General features: G+C 41.2%; 21 protein-coding genes. 13 read left to right on the top strand and 8 right to left on the bottom strand.

Features of this window, described 5'->3' with window-relative positions:
- Nucleotides 1–151: 151 nt before the first annotated feature.
- On the top strand, nucleotides 152–400 hold the full coding sequence (locus MMU05_RS04170; RefSeq protein ID WP_241140410.1) for a hypothetical protein: 249 nt from the start codon (nucleotides 152–154) through the stop codon (nucleotides 398–400).
- Nucleotides 401–488: 88 nt separating this feature from the next.
- A complete protein-coding gene (locus MMU05_RS04165; protein WP_241140409.1) occupies nucleotides 489–938 on the top strand; it encodes a GNAT family N-acetyltransferase in 450 nt (149 codons plus the stop codon).
- Nucleotides 939–1,095: 157 nt separating this feature from the next.
- Here the strand turns inward: MMU05_RS04165 and MMU05_RS04160 are convergent, their stop codons facing one another.
- On the bottom strand, nucleotides 1,096–3,894 hold the full coding sequence (locus tag MMU05_RS04160; RefSeq protein WP_241140408.1) for a TonB-dependent receptor: 2,799 nt from the start codon (nucleotides 3,892–3,894) through the stop codon (nucleotides 1,096–1,098).
- Between the two features lie 19 nt (nucleotides 3,895–3,913).
- Nucleotides 3,914–5,002, bottom strand: a complete 1,089-nt coding sequence (locus tag MMU05_RS04155; protein ID WP_241140407.1) for a phytase — start codon at nucleotides 5,000–5,002, stop codon at nucleotides 3,914–3,916.
- A gap of 341 nt (nucleotides 5,003–5,343) precedes the next feature.
- Between MMU05_RS04155 and MMU05_RS04150 the strand changes: the two genes are divergently transcribed.
- On the top strand, nucleotides 5,344–5,817 hold the full coding sequence (locus MMU05_RS04150; protein WP_241140406.1) for a LytR/AlgR family response regulator transcription factor: 474 nt from the start codon (nucleotides 5,344–5,346) through the stop codon (nucleotides 5,815–5,817).
- Nucleotides 5,818–5,903: 86 nt separating this feature from the next.
- Here the strand turns inward: MMU05_RS04150 and MMU05_RS04145 are convergent, their stop codons facing one another.
- From MMU05_RS04145 to MMU05_RS04130, 4 genes are all read right to left on the bottom strand, one after another.
- A complete protein-coding gene (locus MMU05_RS04145) occupies nucleotides 5,904–6,608 on the bottom strand; it encodes a tetratricopeptide repeat protein (protein WP_241140405.1) in 705 nt (234 codons plus the stop codon).
- An 11-nt stretch (nucleotides 6,609–6,619) separates the two neighbouring features.
- On the bottom strand, nucleotides 6,620–8,035 hold the full coding sequence (locus MMU05_RS04140) for a CCA tRNA nucleotidyltransferase (protein ID WP_241140404.1): 1,416 nt from the start codon (nucleotides 8,033–8,035) through the stop codon (nucleotides 6,620–6,622).
- A complete protein-coding gene (locus tag MMU05_RS04135) occupies nucleotides 8,032–8,505 on the bottom strand; it encodes a hypothetical protein (protein ID WP_241140403.1) in 474 nt (157 codons plus the stop codon). The genes MMU05_RS04140 and MMU05_RS04135 overlap by 4 nt, the downstream gene beginning before the upstream one ends.
- Nucleotides 8,506–8,901: 396 nt before the next feature.
- Entirely contained in the window at nucleotides 8,902–9,582 is a 681-nt protein-coding gene (locus MMU05_RS04130) for an aspartate/glutamate racemase family protein (protein WP_241140402.1), read from the bottom strand.
- Nucleotides 9,583–9,815: 233 nt separating this feature from the next.
- Between MMU05_RS04130 and MMU05_RS04125 the strand changes: the two genes are divergently transcribed.
- The 10 genes from MMU05_RS04125 (at nucleotide 9,816) to lepB (ending at nucleotide 19,225) form a co-directional block, all read left to right on the top strand.
- Nucleotides 9,816–10,076, top strand: a complete 261-nt coding sequence (locus MMU05_RS04125) for a DUF6364 family protein (RefSeq protein WP_241140401.1) — start codon at nucleotides 9,816–9,818, stop codon at nucleotides 10,074–10,076.
- Complete coding sequence (locus MMU05_RS04120; protein ID WP_241140400.1) at nucleotides 10,073–10,486, top strand: type II toxin-antitoxin system VapC family toxin; 414 nt, start codon at nucleotides 10,073–10,075, stop codon at nucleotides 10,484–10,486. Before MMU05_RS04125 ends, MMU05_RS04120 begins: the two co-directional genes overlap by 4 nt.
- A gap of 222 nt (nucleotides 10,487–10,708) precedes the next feature.
- On the top strand, nucleotides 10,709–12,331 hold the full coding sequence (locus MMU05_RS04115) for a CTP synthase (protein WP_241140399.1): 1,623 nt from the start codon (nucleotides 10,709–10,711) through the stop codon (nucleotides 12,329–12,331).
- 100 nt (nucleotides 12,332–12,431) lie between these two features.
- Nucleotides 12,432–14,231, top strand: a complete 1,800-nt coding sequence (gene yidC, locus MMU05_RS04110) for a membrane protein insertase YidC (RefSeq protein WP_241140398.1) — start codon at nucleotides 12,432–12,434, stop codon at nucleotides 14,229–14,231.
- Nucleotides 14,232–14,389: 158 nt separating this feature from the next.
- The gene (locus tag MMU05_RS04105) at nucleotides 14,390–15,073 is read left to right on the top strand and encodes a metal-dependent hydrolase (RefSeq protein ID WP_241140397.1); all 684 of its coding nucleotides are present in this window, start codon (nucleotides 14,390–14,392) and stop codon (nucleotides 15,071–15,073) included.
- 7 nt (nucleotides 15,074–15,080) lie between these two features.
- Complete coding sequence (locus MMU05_RS04100; RefSeq protein WP_241140396.1) at nucleotides 15,081–15,860, top strand: ParA family protein; 780 nt, start codon at nucleotides 15,081–15,083, stop codon at nucleotides 15,858–15,860.
- Between the two features lie 13 nt (nucleotides 15,861–15,873).
- A complete protein-coding gene (locus MMU05_RS04095) occupies nucleotides 15,874–16,791 on the top strand; it encodes a ParB/RepB/Spo0J family partition protein (RefSeq protein WP_241140395.1) in 918 nt (305 codons plus the stop codon).
- Nucleotides 16,792–16,842: 51 nt separating this feature from the next.
- Nucleotides 16,843–17,406, top strand: coding sequence for a DUF5683 domain-containing protein (locus tag MMU05_RS04090; protein WP_241140394.1), 564 nt, complete (start codon nucleotides 16,843–16,845; stop codon nucleotides 17,404–17,406).
- Nucleotides 17,407–17,411: 5 nt separating this feature from the next.
- On the top strand, nucleotides 17,412–18,134 hold the full coding sequence (gene dapB, locus MMU05_RS04085) for a 4-hydroxy-tetrahydrodipicolinate reductase (protein WP_241140393.1): 723 nt from the start codon (nucleotides 17,412–17,414) through the stop codon (nucleotides 18,132–18,134).
- 14 nt (nucleotides 18,135–18,148) lie between these two features.
- Entirely contained in the window at nucleotides 18,149–19,225 is a 1,077-nt protein-coding gene (gene lepB / locus MMU05_RS04080; protein ID WP_241140392.1) for a signal peptidase I, read from the top strand.
- 66 nt (nucleotides 19,226–19,291) lie between these two features.
- Here the strand turns inward: lepB and MMU05_RS04075 are convergent, their stop codons facing one another.
- Nucleotides 19,292–19,528, bottom strand: a complete 237-nt coding sequence (locus tag MMU05_RS04075; protein WP_241140391.1) for an NAD(P)H-dependent oxidoreductase subunit E — start codon at nucleotides 19,526–19,528, stop codon at nucleotides 19,292–19,294.
- A 196-nt stretch (nucleotides 19,529–19,724) separates the two neighbouring features.
- Nucleotides 19,725–20,975, bottom strand: a complete 1,251-nt coding sequence (locus tag MMU05_RS04070) for a DUF819 family protein (RefSeq protein WP_241140390.1) — start codon at nucleotides 20,973–20,975, stop codon at nucleotides 19,725–19,727.
- Nucleotides 20,976–20,994: the final 19 nt, after the last annotated feature.

Genomic DNA, 20,994 nt, shown 5'->3' with positions numbered 1-20,994 from the left:
AAATATACGTGTTAAACAATTTTTACACGAATTTTTCTGTCAATTGTCTTAATTGCTAAATACATTCTGCCAACTTAATGCCAGTTACATATTAAGAGAATGTTAACTTTTGAATTTATGGGTGTTTTCGGTTTTGAATTACTTAAATTGAATGATATTCAAACTCGAAATGGAGATATTTTTCAGCATACTTTTTTTATTGGTTACCTATTTTATGACTACGCTCGGAGTAGTCCAAGGCTACATACCGGGTGGGTTCAAAACTGTAAAAGAAAAAAACGGAAAAACACATCAAGTCGTCAACTATGCTAAAATTTTAGGCATCAGCTTTATTATTGCATCGGTGTTTTCAGGAATGTTCTTTTACTTTTTCATTTATCCCAACTATCAGTACAAATAAGGATTTTATCATTCCTTTTTTAGAGATATCAATTTTTTTACCCATTTTAACGCATCAAAAATTCTTTCATTCTAATCCCTTAAAATCCATGGACTATTCTATCAGACCTTGCGAAGAAAAAGATTTACACGCCTTGGTGAAATTATGTGGCGCTCATGCCACACATGAAAAATCAGAGTATTCGCCGGAAGGAAAAATCGACGGTCTCAGAGATGCCATCCTGGGGACCAACAAAAAACTGAACTGTTGGATTGTGGAAATCGATGGGAAAGCCGAGGGATTTACCACCTTCACCATTGATTTTTCTACTTGGGATGCCGCTCCATTCTTGTACATGGATTGTCTTTTTCTGAATGAAAAATGCCGAAGTACCGGAATCGGTGCTGAAATCATGCGCAGGATTCGGGAAGTGGCGAAAGAAAACAAATGTGTCAATATCCAATGGCAAACTCCTGAATTCAACGTCCGCGCCATCAAATTCTACGTTGGTCTGGGAAGTACTGGCAAGCAAAAAATGAGGTTCTTTTTGGAGCCTTAGGATTGGTTAATGGTTATTTGGTTAATGGTTATTTGGTTAATGGTTAATTGGTTATTTGGTTAATTGAGAAAGTCTTTAGCTTATTTTAAATTCAAAAGAAATAAAACAGAAAAACCTCCGAAATCGGAGGTTTTTCTGTTTTCAATGGGATTTAAGCTTAATTAAATAAGTCAAATTTTACTCCGAAATTGATACGTGCACTGTAAAATTCTTCTTGTGCAGTTCTTTGCCTGATTCCCTGATAGTATCTCAAAGGCTGATTGGTCAGGTTGTTTGCCTCAGCAAAAACCCTCCAGTTTTGGGTGATGGCATAAGATGCATTTACATCAAGGAACGTCTGACGGTCATAGAATAGATCTTCAAAATTGGACCCGCCAATCTCATCAATGTAACCGCTCGCATGGTTTACTGATACCCTTAGAACCAATTTTTCGGTTTCAAATGACAAGGAAACGTTGAACATATTTCTTGCAGTTCCCGGCAATTTTAGAGCATCCTCTTCTCTTCCTTCTATCCCCGAAGTTCTTGAATCAGTGAAAGTGTAATTGGCAAAAATCCCAAGACCTTTCCATATTCCCGGCAGAAAGTCAAACTGTCTTTGGATGGAGGTTTCAAAACCAAAGACATCGGCAGTTCCGCCATTTTCAGGACGAGAGGATTCGATTAGGTCCCCAAACTGTGGATCCGTGATATTCAATTGGGTGTTTTGGTAAATAAAATTATCTACATCCTTGTAAAAACCACCTGCTGTGAATACTCCGACAGATTCGTAGTAATTTTCAAACATCAAATCAAAATTCATTGATGTAGTTGGTACCAAGTTAGGATTTCCCCTTTGTAGGGATTGGTTTTCAGGGCTAAATATGGCAAAAGGAACTAGGTCGAAGTAATTTGGTCTTGCAATGGTGTTGGCCCATGCCAACCTCAAGATTCGATTATCACTGATATCGTATTTGAAGTGAGCTCCCGGCATAAAGTTGGAATAATTTTGGGTAACAGTTGCTGACTGGGTGAACGTCTCCTCGTCCTCATCCAACTCAAAGCCCCTGTATTCTAAACTTGTGTTTTCGAGCCTCAATCCGAAAATACCTGAAAACTTAGAATTGAACTGGTAATCAGTCATCACATAACCTGCGGTGATTATCTCCGAAGCTTGGTAGTTGCCGGTAATATATTCAGCAAAAGCATCTTCAAAATCGAACAAAGATTCATTTTTGAGATCTAATCCCCCCAAAAACTCTTTGTCCACGAACCTTCCCGGTACATACTGAGGTCCGTTGAGAAACACCCTGTCATTTTGAAAACTATTAGGCAAAGAACCAAAATTATTACCTCCTGCACCTAAATCAACAATCGGATCATAAACGTCATAAGAGTCTGTTCTTTCCTTATATTTTGACCTTACCCTTCCGCCAAATTTAAAAATCCCTTTATTGGCAGCATAAGGCATTGTAAAATCTACTCTACCATTGAGGTCCTCTTCAAATGTATTGTTATTGGATTCATAGATTTCATTGAGTCCCAATCCCAAAGCAGCATCTTGGTTGACTAGGGTAGTCAAAACCTTGAATGGATCTCTGATATCCAAAATCACGTCTGCATTGCCCCTATGTGTGATGTACCGCTCGTTTGGTCTGTCTTCTGAAGCTTTGGCATACGTTCCGTTCCAGGTCATTTTCAGCTTGTTGAAAATATGGCTACCCGAAAGCGTGGTGTTGATTACCCTTTGGTCTTCCAGACGTGTATTCCTAACCCTATCATTATCAATTCCACCCTTGGTTTGAATGGCTGTTCTTCCACGCATCTGAAAAAGATTGGGTGCCAATGTGGTAAAATTACCCGACTCAAAAGGCAAATCTGTACGGTCTACTCTAAATCTATACCTGCTCTCCCAATCATCCCTCCAATTGTACATGGCATTAAATACAATGGAGTGGTTTTTATTGAAATCATAGTCCAAAGCAAGGGTGGCAGACCTTCTTACCCTTTGGACATTATATTTTCTTATATCAAAATTATTTACAACTACAGGATTGTTAGGATCGTCTGTCTCTGCCCATTGTGCTTCATAATTGTCTGATCCGAAGTTGTGGTTATTGTAGGAACCGGAAAAAATCACTCCCAATTTGTCATTGGCAATCCTATCACCTAAAATCAGCCCACCAGTCCAGATGGGTTTGTTTGTCAAGAGATTGACACCTGATGCCGCTGTACCTGAAACCCTGAGTCCGTTAGGAGCTTTTCTCGTCACAAGATTAACCGCGCCACCGATGGCATCCGCATCCATATCTGGAAGTACACTTTTATTGACCTCGATCGTCTGGATCATATCAGAAGGAATCAAATCCATCTGAACTCTTCTGTTATCACCTTCTGCAGAAGGAACTCTTTCTCCATTGATCATAACGGAATTCAACTCCGGTGCCATCCCACGGATGATGATGTTCCTTGCTTCACCTTGGTCATTTTGCATGGTGATACCCGGAATCCTTTTGATCGCATCACCGATATTGGCATCAGGAAATCGCCCAATCTGATCCGCAGCCACAATGTTGGTGATATTGGAATTGGTTTTTTGTTGGTTTAACGCCCTAGCTTGGCCTTTGAGCCTGTCACCAAATACAATCACTTCACCACCTTCTAACATTCCGGGCATCATTTGGAATCTCATATCCAAAGTTTGTCCATCCTGAAGGGTGATTTCTTTGGTGAGAGAAGTATAACCTAAATAGGATACAATGACCGTATAATTTCCCGCAGGGATTCCCTGAATCACAAAGTCACCAAGCTGATTGGTCACTGTGCCTTTATTTGTCCCTTCCAGAATGACATTTGCTCCAGGAAGAGAGAGGTTTTGGTCGTCGATTACCTTTCCCCTAAATGTGGATTGGGCCAATAATTCTCCTGAAAACAGGAGAAAACCCAACGCCATTATTAAATGTAACTTTGTTTTCATATAATCTTAGTTTGTTTTTTTATTTTCTGGATTTTAAAAGATCACCGGCAAGGTCTTCCCATTTATATAACTGGAATGTTTTGTCGTCCGACATGGCGACAAAGAGTCCTTTTGTGAAAGTGCTGTTCAGTGGAAGACTGGTGACCTCGGAGCCATCGCTTGATACGGTGGAAGTTTTGATGATGGTGATCAGGTTATGTTGGTGAGGATTGGCTGGGGCGCCCTCTCTTGGGAAAACATGGAATTGGTTGACCTCCTGATCTGATACCAGGATGTAACCTGTGGTATCATCCAATTTGTAGATAGATATTCCCTCGTGGTCTTGGTTAAAACCCTCTGTGGCAAAAAGTGCCAATTCCTCATTTCCTTTTGCGGGGTCAGCATAATATTTCCTGACACCGACTCCTTCATCCGAATAATAGATGAAGCCTAATTCATTGTCCACTGCAATGGCTTCGATTTCTTTTTTGCCGCTGTAGTTACCAAATTTCCGAACCAGCTCCAGTGTAATTCCTGTCTCCGATCCTTTGATTTCATATTGCCATAAATAAGTACCATCAGTTGGTCCTGTTTTTCTCCCTGCGATGACATAATGTTTTCCATTTGACTTATCATGATAAACGGCCACTCCCATTAAGTCCCGGTACATTTCAGCCGTCTCTCCCTGATATACTTCGACTCCCCCGACTTGGATTTCTTTCATATCGGGCAAAGAATAAAATCTCAATTTTGAAGTCATCCTTTCACCGGTCACCGCAAAATCTACAAAGCTATCCCCCATTTTCAATCCGTAAGCGACATCTACATTATTGGGACGTTGAAGACCTCTGACAATCAGGGAATCTATTTTTTTACCCGAGAGATCGAAAACATAAAGGGCACCATCAGCATCTTTGTCTGTTCCTATTATGAGGCTTTTGGAAGGGTCTGTAGGATTCACCCAAATAGCCGGGTCATCGGTATCATAAATAACCGAATCTGTCACATAGATTGGTTTTATAGGTTCAATGCTCTGGGCTGCCTCTATTTGTGTGTTTTCAGGAGATCGCTGGCAGGAAGAAATCAAGAGCGAAATCAAGAGAGAAAAAGCAGTAAATTTTCTAATCATATTGATGTGTTTTTTGATGCCAAAACTAAGGAGCGATCAAAGACTTACCCATTAAATTGTGTTATCAAAAAAGTAACATTTGAAGAACAAAATGTTAATTCCAGAATATTAAAGAATCAAATATGCTTATATAAATTACTGATTTATAATATTTTATATCATGTTAAGAGAAAATTAAGCGAAAAATAATAGTAAACAGCAGATAACAATTCATTCACACTAGGACATTAAACAACGCATTGAAGTGCTAAAAAATACTCCCTTTGGGGTATGGGTTTCGAAAATTATTTTTTTGAGTTTTATACTGAATAAAGTTCCATCTTTTTTAAACATCCCAAGCCATGAGAAATGATTTACAATTTGCATTGGAAAATGAAAAAAAACTCATGTTCAAAAACAAGGTCGTCAAACTAAACACCTTCAAAACCAAGGAGCCGATCAAGAAAGACACAATATCCAAAGCGGGTGAATACTATCAAGATAGAATTGCCATCCCTACGGTAGAAGGCCATGAGATTTTTTTTGTTTCCAAGATTATCAGATGCGAAGCAGACGGAAACTACTCCAAAATCATCTTTGCAGAAAATGACTTCCCAATCATAGTCTCCCGACAGCTGAAATATCTTGAATCTGTGCTATTCAAAAACGGTTTTCTAAGAATCCATCATTCACACTTGATCAATCCCTTTTTCATAAAAAAAATCCTAAAAAGCGATGGAGGTCAGGTGGAAATGGAAGGCGGAACCAAGATCCGGATAACAAAGAATAAAGAGGAAATAATCAAAACCCTGTTCATTTCTATCGATAAAATATAGGTCAAATCAAGAAAATACTAAAAACACCAAAGCCAAATATCTCTATTTGGCTTTGGTGTTTTTTTAATGATTTCTATAAAGCGCTCTTATAATTTATTCGCCTCTTTAAGGTTCTCAATGGCTAACTCAAAATCTGATTGCATTTCCAATGCCTGATTTAAAGCTGCAATAGCTTCAGCCTTATTTTTTTGGTACATGTAGACCATTCCTTTCAGGTTGAGCGCGGCGGCTTTGAGGGTTACTTCCTGAGTGGTGTTGTCGGCTTTTGGAAATCCGACCTTTTCTTCAGAAGCTTTTGGCGCCTTCACCAGCATATTGATGGAATTCAATGCTTCTTCCTGTCTGTTTAGTGAATATTGCATGTAAGCGGTTTTGTACAGACTGAAGAGGTTATTGGTCAGCAGGTAATGCCTTTCAAAATTTGGAAGTGCTTTGTCCAAAGCTCCCAACTGCTCCAATGAATTGGCGGCAACTTCAAGAGCGATTAGGCTTTTGTCGTTCATTTCCAGGATGTCCAAAGCAGATACCGCTGCCGATGTGTATTGTCCAGCTTCAAAATAAAGCGAAGTCAAAGTTTCCGGATAAGTGATGTTGGTCGGATTTCTTTCTATCAATTCAAAAAGCTTCGTTCTGGCGACGGCCAAGTCATTGTACCGCAATGCCAATTGGTAAATCTTCTTGTCAATTTCGTTTCGTTTTTGGTTTGTTTCTGTTTCTACAGGTTTGTCTTGGGCTAAGACCGAAGTGACCATTACGAGCATGAAGGCCACCGTCATCATTATTTTATTCATTCTTTCTATTGTTAAATCGTTGTTAATCCTTTAGTGGCGGCTAATTTATATAATAAGTCCATAGCTTCAGCTTTATTGTTTTGAATTTGTCCCTCCAAAATCGCCTCCTTGATTTCCTCTTTCAATTCACCCACTACTTTTGAAGGCCGCAGGTCAAATAAAGCCATGATTTCTTCTCCTGATACAGGCGGTTGAAAATTCCGGACTTGGTCATTTTCCTCCACTTCCTTCATCTTTTCCTCCACCTTATCAAAATTGGCCAAAAACCGCTGCACTTTGCTGTTGTTTTTGGAAGTGATGTCTGCGCGGCAGAGTTTCATCAAGTCTTCAATATCATTACCCGCATCGAAAAGCAATCTCCTTACCGCAGAGTCAGTGACTTTCTCAGAAACCAAGGAAATAGGCCTGAGATGTAACCTCACAAGCTTTTGGACATACTTCATGCGGTCATCCATCGGAAGTTTCATCCTGCGGAAAATTCCAGGAACCATCCTTGAACCTTTGTCTTCATGGCCATGGAAAGTCCATCCGACTTTTTCATTGAACCGCTTGGTGGCAGGCTTCGCAATGTCGTGCATGATGGCTGCCCATCTCAGCCAAAGGTCTTCCGACATTTGGGACACATTATCCAAGACCTGCAGGGTATGGTAAAAGTTGTCCTTGTGGGATTTATCGCCTACTGAGTCTACGCCTTGTAGCTCCACCATTTCTGGGAAAATTTCCTGAAGTAGTTTGCTCACAAACAGCAACTTGAAACCGTAAGAAGGCTTTTCTGTCAAAATGATTTTATTGAGTTCATCAATGATCCGCTCGGCGGAAACAATCTGAATCCTGTGCGCATCGTGGACTATCCCAAGAAAAGTATCCGGTTCGATGTCAAATTTCAGTTGGGTGGCAAATCGAATCGCCCGCATCATCCTGAGTGGGTCATCAGAGAAAGTGATGATCGGATCGGTTGGCGTTTTGATTGTTTTTCTTTTGATATCCCCCATTCCATCAAATGGATCAATCAGTTCTCCATAATTATGGGAATTGACAGATATAGCCATAGCATTGATGGTAAAGTCCCTGCGCTCCTGATCTTCCTGAAGGGTTCCATCCTCCACAATAGGTTTTCGGGAATCGTGCCGGTAAGATTCTCTCCTCGCTCCCACAAATTCAACTTCCCAATCTTCCAAACGGATATTTGCTGTGCCAAAATTCTTGAAAACAGAAAGCGGAACATGCTCCTCAAAGCTGTCTGCAACAGCTTTTGCCAAAGTAATACCACTGCCGACGCAGACAAAATCAATGTCCTTGCTAGGTCTTTTCAATATCAGGTCACGAACATACCCACCGACCACGTAGGTTTCCAAGCCAAGTTCATCGGCTATACGTCCAACACGGCTGAATATTTCTAACTGGTCTAAATGGGCTTTGAAATTCATGCTCTAATAATTTTGACGTCCCCATCAGGGCTCAAAAACATTTCTTTGGTACCTGCACTCAAAAGTGGAAAAAAGTCCTCCGTTACCATATCCCATTCTTTGGATTTACTAAACTGAAGGATCAAAGGCTGGGAAAAAGCAAATATCAGCTTATTCCAAAATTCTTTTTTAATGAAAGAGAATTTGACTTTTCCGTCAATAATGGGTCCGTTTTTTAGAATCCTGTTGACAGGAGTATGGTAAATCGTCGGCTTGGTGGCATACTCAATGATATCCAAAGACACCTCCGAAAACTGCTCTGCGACATTTCTGATCTGAAATACATCAAAAAAAAGAAAAATGCCCTCCTGATCGTCTTTTGCAGCATCCCAACGTTGAGGTGCAATCAACTCCAAAACGGTACCATGACCGTCTTTGATCTTGATTCTTCCCTTTTCTTTGAGAATATTGACTGCATCTTTGATTTCCATTCCGATTCTTTTGCTTCAAAAATAAGGCAGATTATTGGAAGGAATGCTAAAGAGGATTACAAAGTTTTTAATTGGTGGCGAATTCTGACTATATTTTTGTTTTGATCTCACGCAAAAACGCTAAAGCGCAAAAAAAAAGAGGAAGAATCTTTAATTTTCCCGACTCCTCCAATGCACCCTATATTCTGCTTCTCCAGAAGTTGGATTTAATTCTCTCGCAAAGACGCCAAGGCGCAAAAATCTGTCGGATGGATTAAAGCCGTCAGACATTTTTTAAACTTCCTACTATCCTGTTATCCTGCTTCTCCAGAAGCTGGATGAATTATTCGCCGCAGTTATCCTGCTTCTCTAGAAACTTTATCGTTAAAATTTCTAATTGTCAGAAGCCAATTTTATTCAGCTAAAAATAAAATCCACAGCTAACTCAGCATGCAGCTGGGTAGTGGAAATCAAAGGAAAATCCGTTTCCTCCTGCTTGATCAGCAATGGCAATTCGGTGCATCCCATGATCATCCCTTCTGCTCCTTTTTCTTTCAAAAGTTTCATCTGTTCCAAATAGAAAGCCTTGGCCTCATCGGAAAACTTTCCAAGTGTCAACTCCTTGGAGACGTAATAATGCGATTTGTCCAAGTATACGGCGTCAGGAATGATAGTATCAATGTCAAAATGGGTTTTGAGGTACTTTGGAATGAAATCACCTGTCATCGTCGGCTTGTTTCCCAACAGACCCAGCGTTTTCAAACCTTGTTTTTGGGCGCTTTTGCCGATCGCATCTGCGATGTGGAGAATAGGGATATTGATCTTTGGCTGTACAAAATCATAAACCATGTGAGGGGTATTCGCACAGATGATGATTCCTTCTGCTCCGCCTGCCTCCAGTTTCTGGGCAATCTGCAGGTAAGTTTTGTTGATCAAGTCTTTATCCTGTTCCCGCATCAGTTGGATGTTTTGACTGTAGATCAACATAGGCGGGTTTTGGTCGTGACCCATTCTATCTCCGGCAAGTTCATTGATCAATTTGTAGTATTCGATGGTGGAGTGCCAGGAAGTCCCTCCAATCAGTCCGAGAAGTTTCATGATGGGAAAGTAAGTTTTTTGTGAATGAGGCTCTGTGAGGAAAGGTACATTTGGATTTAATTCTCTCTCAAAGACGCCAAGGCGCAAAAGAAAAAAGAGCGCTGATCTTTTTATATCTTGTACTTTGTGCTGCCTGTACAAAGACGGAAACACAATGGACGGCTAGCAAAAAGTCAATTAAAACTTGATCGATACGGATTGATAAATTATATTTGTACGTATTAAATAGAAATATGATGGATGCCAAATTGACACTCAAATTAAATAAAGATGTGATTGATAAAGCAAAAGAATATGCCTCATCACAAAACAGAAGTCTCTCAAGGATGATAGAATCCTATCTTAAATCTTTGGTAGAGAAGGAAAATCCAACTTCAGAGGAGGATTCCGATATATCCCCTTTTGTAAAAAGTATGAGAACAGGTGTTAAAATCCCGGCAGATTATGATTACAAAAAGTCCTATGGTGATTACCTATCTGAGAAATACAAATGAAAGATAAGGTGTTTCTTGATACCAATGTGGTTGTCGATTTGTTGGGCGAACGAGAACCATATTATGACGCTGCAGCCAAGATTGCAACTTTGGCAGACAAAGGAAAAATCGAGGTTTTCGTCTCGGCCTTAACATATTCAACTGTTTACTATTTGCTCTCAAGATTTGAGAACAAGACTCAGGTAAAAGAGAAAATACGAAAGTTTAAATTAATTGCACAAACATCCGACCTCAGTGATAATATCATAGATAAGGGTCTCTCATCAAATTTCAATGATTTTGAAGATGCCCTTCAGTATTATTGTGCTTTAAAAATGGGTTGCAAAATAATGATTACCCGAAATGGGAAAGACTTCAAAGAGTCAGAAATTCCTATTCTGAGTCCCGACGAATATTTAAAAAGTCTCTAATTTTTAGTGGATATCCTTTTTCGGCTTTAAGTAAATAATGATCTCTCAAAGACGCTGAGACGCAAAGAAAAATATCAACCAAACCTTTTTCCCTTCCTAAAATCCCACCCCAAAAACACTTCTTTATTTTTTTCCTTTAGGCACCTCACCTCCAAATCAAATTTTTCTCCTACCTTTGAATCCCATAAGAATCCAAACAATATTCTCCATCCTACCCTTCTTATGGGCTCAACCACCAAATATATCTTTATCACCGGAGGCGTTACCTCCTCCCTCGGGAAAGGCATTATCGCCGCTTCTTTGGCCAAACTCTTGCAGGCTAGGGGCTTTAGCGCTACGATCCAAAAATTCGATCCTTACCTCAATATCGATCCGGGAACACTCAACCCCTATGAACACGGCGAATGTTATGTCACCGAAGACGGGGCAGAAACGGACCTTGATTTGGGTCATTATGAGCGGTTTCTGAATACTCCGACCTCGCAGTCCAACAACATCACGACAGGGAGGATATACAACAACGTCATCACCAAAGAGAGAAAAGGAGAATATTTGGGAAAAACTGTTCAGGTTATCCCCCATATCACGGATGAGATCAAAAGGAATTTCTTCAAACTTGGTGAGGAAGGCAAATACGATGTTGTCATCACCGAAATCGGCGGCTGCGTCGGTGACATCGAATCACTCCCCTTCATCGAAGCGGTAAGACAGGCCAAATGGGATATCGGTCCAAACAATATCCTTGTTGTCCATCTGACCTTGATCCCCTACTTGGCGGCTGCAAAAGAACTGAAAACCAAACCCACCCAACATTCGGTAAAGCAACTTTTGGAAGCAGGTATTCAGCCTGACATTTTGGTTTGCAGGACAGAACACCACCTTCCTTTGGAAGTGAAAAAGAAATTGGCGCTGTTTTGCAACGTGCAACTGAACTGTGTCATCGAGGCCATGGATGCGGAAACCATCTATGATGTTCCTCTGCTCATGAAAAAGGAAAAACTCGACGAAAGAGTCATGAGCAAACTCAAGCTGACATCCAAAGTGAATACTGATTTGGAACAGTGGAAGGACTTTTTGGGAAGGCTAAAAAACCCTACACAGGAAGTGAATATCGGCCTGATCGGAAAATATGTTTCCCTTCCCGATGCTTATAAATCAATCATTGAGGCTTTTGTCCATGCCGGAGCGGCCTGCGAATGCAAGGTCCACCTGACATTGATTTCTTCTGAAGAATTGCTTCCCGAAAACGTAGCCAAAAAACTGGAACACCTTGACGGGATTCTGGTGGCCCCCGGATTTGGCGAAAGAGGACTTGAAGGAAAGATAGAAACTGTTAAATTTGCCCGCGAAAACAAATTACCTTTCTTTGGAATTTGTCTTGGGATGCAGGTTGCAGTGATCGAATTTGCCAGAAATGTACTTGGCCTCAAGGGCGCCAACAGTACCGAAATGGACCCAAATACCCCACATCCGGTTATTGATCTGATGGCTGATCAAAAGAATATTGAGATGAAGGGGGGCACCATGAGATTGGGTTCTTACCCTTGCGAACTCCGAAAAGGAAGCAAGGCTGCCCAAGCTTACGGCAAATCCAAAATTAAGGAAAGACACAGACACAGGTATGAATTCAATAACAAGTACCTCAAACAAATAGAGGAAAAAGGAATGATTCCTTCAGGGATCAACCCGGAAAGCCAATTGGTTGAAATAATCGAGCTTAAAAACCATCCATGGTTTTTGGGAACACAATTTCATCCGGAGTATAAAAGTACTGTTCTGAATCCCCATCCGTTGTTTGTGAAGTTCGTAACAGCTACTATTGACAACAAAAAATCAAATATTTGAATACCGCCTAAATTAAGAAACAGGTAACACAAGGTAAAAGGGGAATCTCCTTCATACTTTCTGTTACCTTTACTTTTCAAAAGGCATATAAAGTAACAATATGGACAGAAACCAAGCGGCAGGCTTAATCTTATTTGCGGCAGTATTGCTGATTTATTCGATTTTCTTTGCTACCCCTCCCGAACCACTCCCGGAAGAATCAACCCAAGTCACTCAGACAATCCCTCAGGAATCTGCTGATGTCGATACCATTGCCCAAGAAATTATCCAGCCTGACAGCATACAGGACTTGATCGCACAGCGTCAGTTTGGGGTTTTTGCCCCGATGACAAAAGGCACAGCAGAAGAAATTGTCCTTGAAAACGATAAAATTTCAGTTACTTTTTCTACCAAAGGTGCCGAAATCACCAAAGTGGTATTGAAAGAGTACAGGACCTGGGATCAAAGACCGTTGGTTTTATTGGATGATGAAAGCTCCGACCTGAGCTTCTCCATACAGACCGAAAAAGGTCCTTTGAGCTTAAATGATTTTTACTTCAACCCTACAGCATCCACTGTGGATGTGGAAGGAAATCCGGTTTCTCTAATCACCTTTATCGCAAAAGCAGGGAGCGGTTCCATCACCCGCACCTATTCTTTAGCCGACGGCGGATATGTTTTGGACAAATCCCTGGAGTTTGCAGGACTTTCCAACAGTCTGAAAGACACGACCATTTTGGTTAATTGGGATGCCAAGCTGATCCGTCAGGAACAGGACATCGAGGAATCAAGGAGAAAAACCAATATCAATTTCTTTACAGCGGAAGAAAGCCATGATTATTTGAGCACAACTTCCGAGACAGATGATGCGGATGTTCAGGAACCATTGAAATGGGTAAGTTTCAGTCAAAGATTTTTCACCACAGGTATCATCGCAGCCAATAACTTCAGTTCAGCTAGGTTCAACCAACAGACCCCGCAAGACACCCTTTCGATCAAAAATGTGCAGGCGGCTATAGTACTGCCTTTGGACAACAACAAGGTGGATTTGAGCTATTATTTTGGTCCAAACAGGTACAATACCCTGAAAAAAATCACTCCGGGTTTTGAGAAAAACGTGGACATGGGTTATTTCTTTGTCAGTTGGGTTAATAAATACATCATCGTAAACCTTTTTCAGTTCCTTGAAAAATATTTTACCAACTACGGTATCATCATTATCATCATCGTATTGATCATCAAGATTGCCTTGACACCGCTGACCTACAAGTCTTATATAGGAATGGCAAAAATGAGGGTGATCAAACCTGAAATCGACGAACTCAAGGCAAAGTATCCTGATGACCCTACCAAGATGCAGCAGGAACAGATGAAGCTCTTCGGGCAATTGGGCGTAAGCCCGATATCGGGATGTCTTCCATTGGTATTCCAGATGCCCTTCCTTTTTGCGATGTTCTTTTTCTTCCCAAATGCCATCGAACTCCGACAGCAATCATTCCTTTGGGCACACGACTTGTCGACTTATGATTCTATTTTGAGGTTACCGTTTACTATACCTTTCTATGGGTCACACGTGAGTTTGTTCACGATATTGATGACGGTATCGCAGATAGCCTATACCCACTTCAACAACCAGCTTACAGCTCAGACAGGACCGATGAAGAACCTCGGCTATATCATGCCGGTGGTGTTCATGTTTGTCTTGAATTCCTTCCCTGCGGCGTTAAGTTTCTATTATTTTGTTTCCAACATGGTAACTTTCGGACAACAGGCACTGATCAAATTGTTCGTGGATGATGCCAAAATCAGAGAGAAAATTGAGCAGAACAAAGTGAAAAATGTTGACAAGAAAAAGTCAAAATTTCAGCAAAAGCTTGAAGATGCCATGAAAGCAGCAGACGCCAATAAGAAAACCAAATAAGAAAAGAGACCCAAACGGGTCTCTTTTCTTTTGATGTCTTTTCCTTTAAACCTCAGACTATTAACATTTTCAGATAGGCACTGTGGATAACAATTCATTTCAAGCAAATATTTTAATGATATATTTGTGAGTAGCGCAATAAAATCATTCTCGCAACCATGATCAAACTGACCTATTTTGGACATTCGTCCTATCTTGTGGAAATCAACGATACCAAAATCCTTTTTGACCCTTTTATCAGCCCCAATTCCAAAGCATCAAAAATAGATATCTCTTCTATCAAAGCAGACTATGTATTGCTCAGTCATGGGCACGAAGACCATGTCGCAGATGCAGAATCCATCACCAAAGCCAATAATGCTATGTTGGTCTCCAATTATGAGATAGCGGTTTGGTTTGCCCAGAAAGGTGTAGAAAAATACCATCCCATGAATATCGGTGGAAGCAAAGTCTTTAATTTTGGAAGGGTAAAATATGTAAATGCTGTTCACAGCAGCACTTTGCCGGATGGGGCCTCAGGCGGCAATCCCGGCGGATTTGTCATAAAGCATGATTCAGGTTGCTTTTATTATGCAGGAGATACTGCCCTTACCTACGACATGAAGCTGATCGCAGAGGAATTTAAAATAGACTTTGCCATCCTTCCCATCGGGGATAATTTCACAATGGATATCAATGATGCTATCAAAGCGGCTGATTTTGTGGGCACAAAAAAAATTGTAGGGATGCATTACAATACCTTCCCATACATTGAAATAGATTTGGAAGCTGCAAAAAAAGCAGTTTCAGAAGCAGGAAAAGAATTGATTTTGATTAATATTGGTGACAGTATTACGCTCTAAACTATTTATGGGAAAAGTTATCGCAATTGCTAACCAAAAAGGAGGCGTAGGAAAAACTACTACTGCCATGAATCTGGCGGCAAGTCTCGCAGTTTTGGAATTCAAAACCTTGGTAATAGATGCAGATCCGCAGGCAAATACCACCTCCGGTCTTGGCCACGACCCAAAAGAAATAGATACCAGTATATATGAGTGTATGGTGGACGGCATTGACATCCACACCATCATCCTCAAAACAGAGATTGAAAATCTTGAGCTTGTCCCCTCCCACATCGACTTGGTAGGTGCGGAAGTAGAGATGATAAATCTCGAAAACAGGGAAGAGAAAATGAAATCAGTCATCCATCTTGTCAAAGACAAGTATGACTTTGTGATCATAGACTGTTCGCCTTCTTTGGGCTTGATTACCATCAATGCATTGACAGCTGCCAATTCTGTAATTATCCCTGTTCAGTGCGAATACTTCGCTTTGGAAGGTTTGGGTAAATTGCTCAATACCATCAAAATCATTCAGACCAGACTAAATCCCGATCTTGAAATCGAAGGAATTCTCCTCACCATGTATGACGTGAGACTGAGACTTTCCAATCAAGTGGTGGACGAAGTGCGCATGCATTTCAAAAACCTGGTATTTGATACCATCATCCCCAGAAACGTCCGCTTGAGTGAATCCCCAAGCTTCGGTCTTCCTGTGATTGCCTTTGATGCAGAAGGAAAAGGAGCCGTTGCTTACCTCAACCTTGCCCATGAAATAGCTGTTAAAAACGGCAAGGAGAAAGTTAACTGACCGAATACATACTATGACTGATAAAAAACCTACACCAAAGAAAAGCGCGCTTGGAAAAGGATTGGGAGCTTTGCTGCAGGACTCTCCTCAAAAAAACAAAAGTGAATCCCTCATGCCTTCTTATCCGACAGCGGGGATTTTTGAGATTTCCCTTGGTGAAATCCAGGTAAATCCTTACCAACCTAGGACGCACTTTGATAAGGATGCCCTAAGGGAACTCGCTGATTCCATAGTGACCCAAGGTATTATCCAACCGATTACGGTCAGGAAGCTGGATGACAATGAATACCAACTTATCTCGGGCGAAAGAAGATTTCAGGCGTCAAAGATGGCCGGACTGAATAAAATCCCTGCCTACATCAGAACAGCAAATGACCAGCAAATGCTGGAAATGGCTTTAATAGAAAATATCCAAAGGGAAAACCTCAATTCCCTGGAAATTGCCCATTCCTATCAAAGACTTTTGGCCGAATGTAACCTCAAGCAGGAAGAACTCGGCGAGCGTGTGGGGAAAAACAGAACCACAGTAAACAATTACCTGAGGCTGCTTAAACTTCCTCCTGATATTCAGGCCGGATTAAGAGACAACAAAATCTCCATGGGACATGCGAGGGCTTTGATCAACGTTGAGAGCATCGACAAGCAACTAGCCATCTTCAAAAAAGCCATTCAGGACGAACTTAGCGTCCGTCAGGTGGAGGCTTTAGTGAAATCCATCAACGGAGAGCGGGAAGAAAAGGAAAACAAAAAAAATTCCCCATTTGATCCTGTCAGGAAATATGAAATCACCAAGATCCAACAAAGGCTTGCCAGTCATTTTGGAACAAAAGTGAACCTTAAATCGGATGCCAAAAACAAGGGAGAAATCAAAATCCCCTTTCATTCTTCCGAAGACCTGAACAGAATCCTGGAAATTTTGGAGATCATCTGAGTCTTGGAAAAGAAAACAAAAAACCGGCTTTTGAGTGTAACACCCAAAGCAATGATAAATCCATTTATCATTGCTGTTTTTGTTTTATTGCCCTTTTGTGACTTGACCGCCCAAAAGATGATCACCGGTACGGATACTATCAAGGTGGACTACACCGATCCTGCCATCAAAAATCCTAAAAAAGCGACCATATTATCAGCAATCTTACCCGGTGCAGGTCAGGTTTATAATGGGAAACCTTGGAAAGTACCTATCATTTATGCCGGATTTGCAGCCAATATCTATTTCATAGAATTCAATAACCGGCGGTATGAGCTTTTCAAAGAGGCGTTGTCCATTTTCGATGAAAACCCCAAAGACCCTGAACAGCCTTTTCCAAGTCTGAACCGGGACGGATTGGTCAGGAATGTTAATTATTGGAAAAGGAACAGGGATTTGAATTACTTCCTGTTTATTGGTATTTATGCACTCAATATCATCGATGCCAATGTGGATGCACATTTATCAGCATTTGACGTCAGTGATGACCTGACTTTCCGGTTTGAACCGAGTTATGAATCCCTGAGTGCCGGAGGAGGCAATATCATGGGACTTTCTTTAAAAATAAACTTCTGATTAAAATGAATATTCTTCTACTTGGCTATGGGAAAATGGGAAAAATCATCGGCGATATTGCCGAATCCCGAGGCCACCATATTGCCGGAAAAATAAATATTGACAACCGGCAGGACCTGGATTTATTGGACAAATCCCAAATCGATGTCGCCATTGAATTTAGCACTCCGGAATCTGCTGTAGAAAATATCAGTTGGGCAATTGAGCGTGGGATTCCTGTGGTCTCAGGTACTACAGGTTGGCTTGCCAATAAACCCATGGTCGAGCAATTGACCCTACAGTACAATTCAGCTTTTTTTTACGCCTCCAATTTCAGTATTGGCGTCAATATTTTCTTCAAAGTCAACCGGTTTTTGGCCTCCCTGATGAAAGACCAACCAGAATATAAGGTCAGCTTGGAAGAAATCCACCATACTGAAAAAAAAGATGCCCCAAGTGGCACGGCTATCACACTAGCCGAAGGAGTAATCCAAGAAATCCCAAGGATTAGAAACTGGACATTATCAGGAGAATTGAACGAAAATGGACATAATCTACCCATTACCTCCAAGCGTATTGACCCAGCTCCCGGAACCCATATCGTAAGGTATCAGTCTGATATTGATGATATTGAAATTACCCACACAGCCCACAGCCGCAAAGGTTTTGCTCTTGGTGCGGTTTTGGTGGCGGAATGGATAAAAAATAAAAAAGGCTTATTATCAATGGACGAATTCCTATCTTTCTGAAATTTTAAACTATAATGACTGAAGTAAAAAAGAAAAAATCTGCCGCACGTGAATGGGCAGATGCACTGGTCTTTGCAGTAATCGCTGCAAGCTTAATTCGTTGGCTGCTCCTAGAGCCATTTACTATTCCCACCGCATCAATGGAGAAATCCCTGCTCGTCGGCGATTTTCTTTTTGTGAGCAAAATGCATTATGGAACAAGGATTCCGAGGACACCCCTTCAGGTACCTTTGACCCACCAAAAAATATGGGGTACAGACGCCAAATCGTACGTAGATTGGATCCAATTGCCTTATTACAGGCTTCCGGGGTTTTCTGATGTGGAAAGAAACGATGTGGTCGTTTTCAATTACCCATCTGAATTCGAGTATCCGGTAGATCTCAAAACCAATTATATCAAAAGGGCCGTTGCCGTCCCTGGAGACGTCCTCGAAATTAGAAAAACCCAGGTTTTCGTCAATGGTGAGCCTTCCTCCAATCCCGAAGAAATGCAGTTTTCCTATGATGTGATGTCAGACAGAAATCTAACTCCAGAGTTTTTTGATGAGTATGGTATCAACCAAGACAGTTTCATGCCTTTTTCCAATGGCTCAGGCTATATGGTCATGGCTACCGCAGCATCCATCGAAAGATTGAAAAGCTCGCCAGCGGTAGGTTCTATTACCATGAGGCTGGACAGAGAAGACTTCGGTGATCCTAGGGTTTTTCCTGATGGCGCGTATTTCGGTTGGAACAAGGACAATTGGGGTCCATTGGAAATCCCGGGAGAAGGTTGGACAATCGAAATGACAAAAGACAATATCGCCAAGTATGCCTTCACCATTGAAAAATTTGAAGGCCATGAGGATGTCAAAGTCCAGGATAATGAATTGTATATCGATGGCCAAAAGGTGACTTCCTACACATTCAAGCAAAATTATTACTTTATGATGGGCGACAACAGGCACGATTCCCTTGACTCAAGGTATTGGGGATTTGTACCTGAAGACCATATTGTAGGAAAGGCTTGGTTCTTATGGCTGTCCCTTGACAAGCATAAGTCGATGTTCAGTAAGATACGTTGGAGCAGGTTCCTAAACGGAATCGACTGAAAAATGAAAGCCGAGATTCACATCCCGGCTTTTTTTTTGAGTCCTTCTTTCAATTCCCTGATATCTTTATGACATTTTTTTCCTTAGTGAAGGAATATCCGCTTTCTTGACAACCTCATTATTGACCACTACAACCGGAGCTGATTTACAAAAATCCATGCACTTCGTTTTGACGATTTTGTACTTTCCTTTGTGGTCATCAGACTTCACAAGGTCTTTAATCTCCTGCTGCAGTTTTTTGCAACCTTCTTTTTTACAGTCAGATCCATTGCATATAAAAATAAATTTACGGTAGGTTGCCATGTAGTTTGGTTTAATTTTGACGGTAAAGTTACACGCTTTTAGGTTTGGCCATTTTGCATGGCCAAAAAATGTTGCACCGAAATCGTTTTGTTAATGAAAACCATACAGCATCCCTGAAAAGATGCAATTCAATTTAGGGGAATTTCGGCCTTGGCAATATAAAATACCCTTATCAAGAATACCGACAGGGAATCTTTTAACCATGGATCCATTGCATCATCAGACCGCTCAAATATGCGCCGTACGTTCCCAAAGCATAACCCAACACAGCCATCAAAACGCCGACAGGTGCCAAGGAAGGATTGAAGGCTGAAGCTACAATGGGTGCTGAAGCTGCACCTCCGATATTGGCTTGGGATCCAACCGCCACATAAAAGAATGGGGCTTTGATCAGGTAAGCTACCAAAAGCATGAGCAGGATATGAAAAGATATCCAGATTATCCCTATTAAAAACAATACAGGATTGTCAAATATTGCCATCAGGTCCATCTGCATGCCGATGGTGGCCACCAAAATATATAGCAACACAGAACCAAGCCTTGATGCACCTGCTCCTTCGAGCTCACGGGCTTTGGTAAAGGACATCAACAAACCTCCTGTGGTGGCGATGACAACAATCCAAAAAAAGGTCGAATCCAAAGAATATTGACTCAGTTGAGGATAATTTTCCCCGATATACGGCGCAACGATATCCGCCACCCAATGGGAAAATCCTGTAACTGCAAATCCAATCCCCAAGATCAGCATCGTATCTGACAAGGTTGGTATCTTCAAAATCCCGGCACGATACTTCTCCACTTTCAATTGAAGTTCAAGAATGGCAGAACTATCTGCTTTGAATAGTCGGTCAATCTTACCCGGCTTGGCTGCCCAAAAAAGCAAAACCGCCATCCATAAGTTGGCTACCAAAACGTCCACCGCTATCATTTGGCTGAATAAAGAAGGGCTTGCACCAAATACCTCCAACATGGCGGTCTGATTGGCGCCTCCCCCGATCCAACTTCCTGCAATCGTTGACAATCCCCGCCAAACCTCGTCAGGCCCTACCCCATTCAAAATTTCAGGGTAAATACCTGAAACCACCAACAAAGCAAATGGACCTCCCAACATTACCCCTACGGTACCGGCAAGAAACATAACCAATGCTTTTGGTCCCAGTTTTATAATTCCTTTGAAATCAATACTCAAAGTCAACAAAACCAAAGAAGCAGGCAGCATATACCTTGAGGCAACTTTATACAAACCGGAGGATTCACCGGAGATGATATTGAATGAATTGAGAAGTGCCGGAATAAAGTAGCATAACAGAACTGAAGGCACTATACTGTAAAATTTAACCCAAAAAGGTGATTTGTTGGAGGAGGTAGAAAAAACCAAAGCCAATATGGTCATCAATAACCCAAAAACGACGGCATCATTACTGATCAAAGGACTGCTTTCTTGCATGCTTGATAAAGGTTAGTCC

The organism is Cognataquiflexum rubidum (assembly GCF_022538115.1).
GTDB lineage: Bacteria > Bacteroidota > Bacteroidia > Cytophagales > Cyclobacteriaceae > Cognataquiflexum > Cognataquiflexum rubidum.
This window is presented reverse-complemented; position numbering and strand designations above follow the sequence as displayed.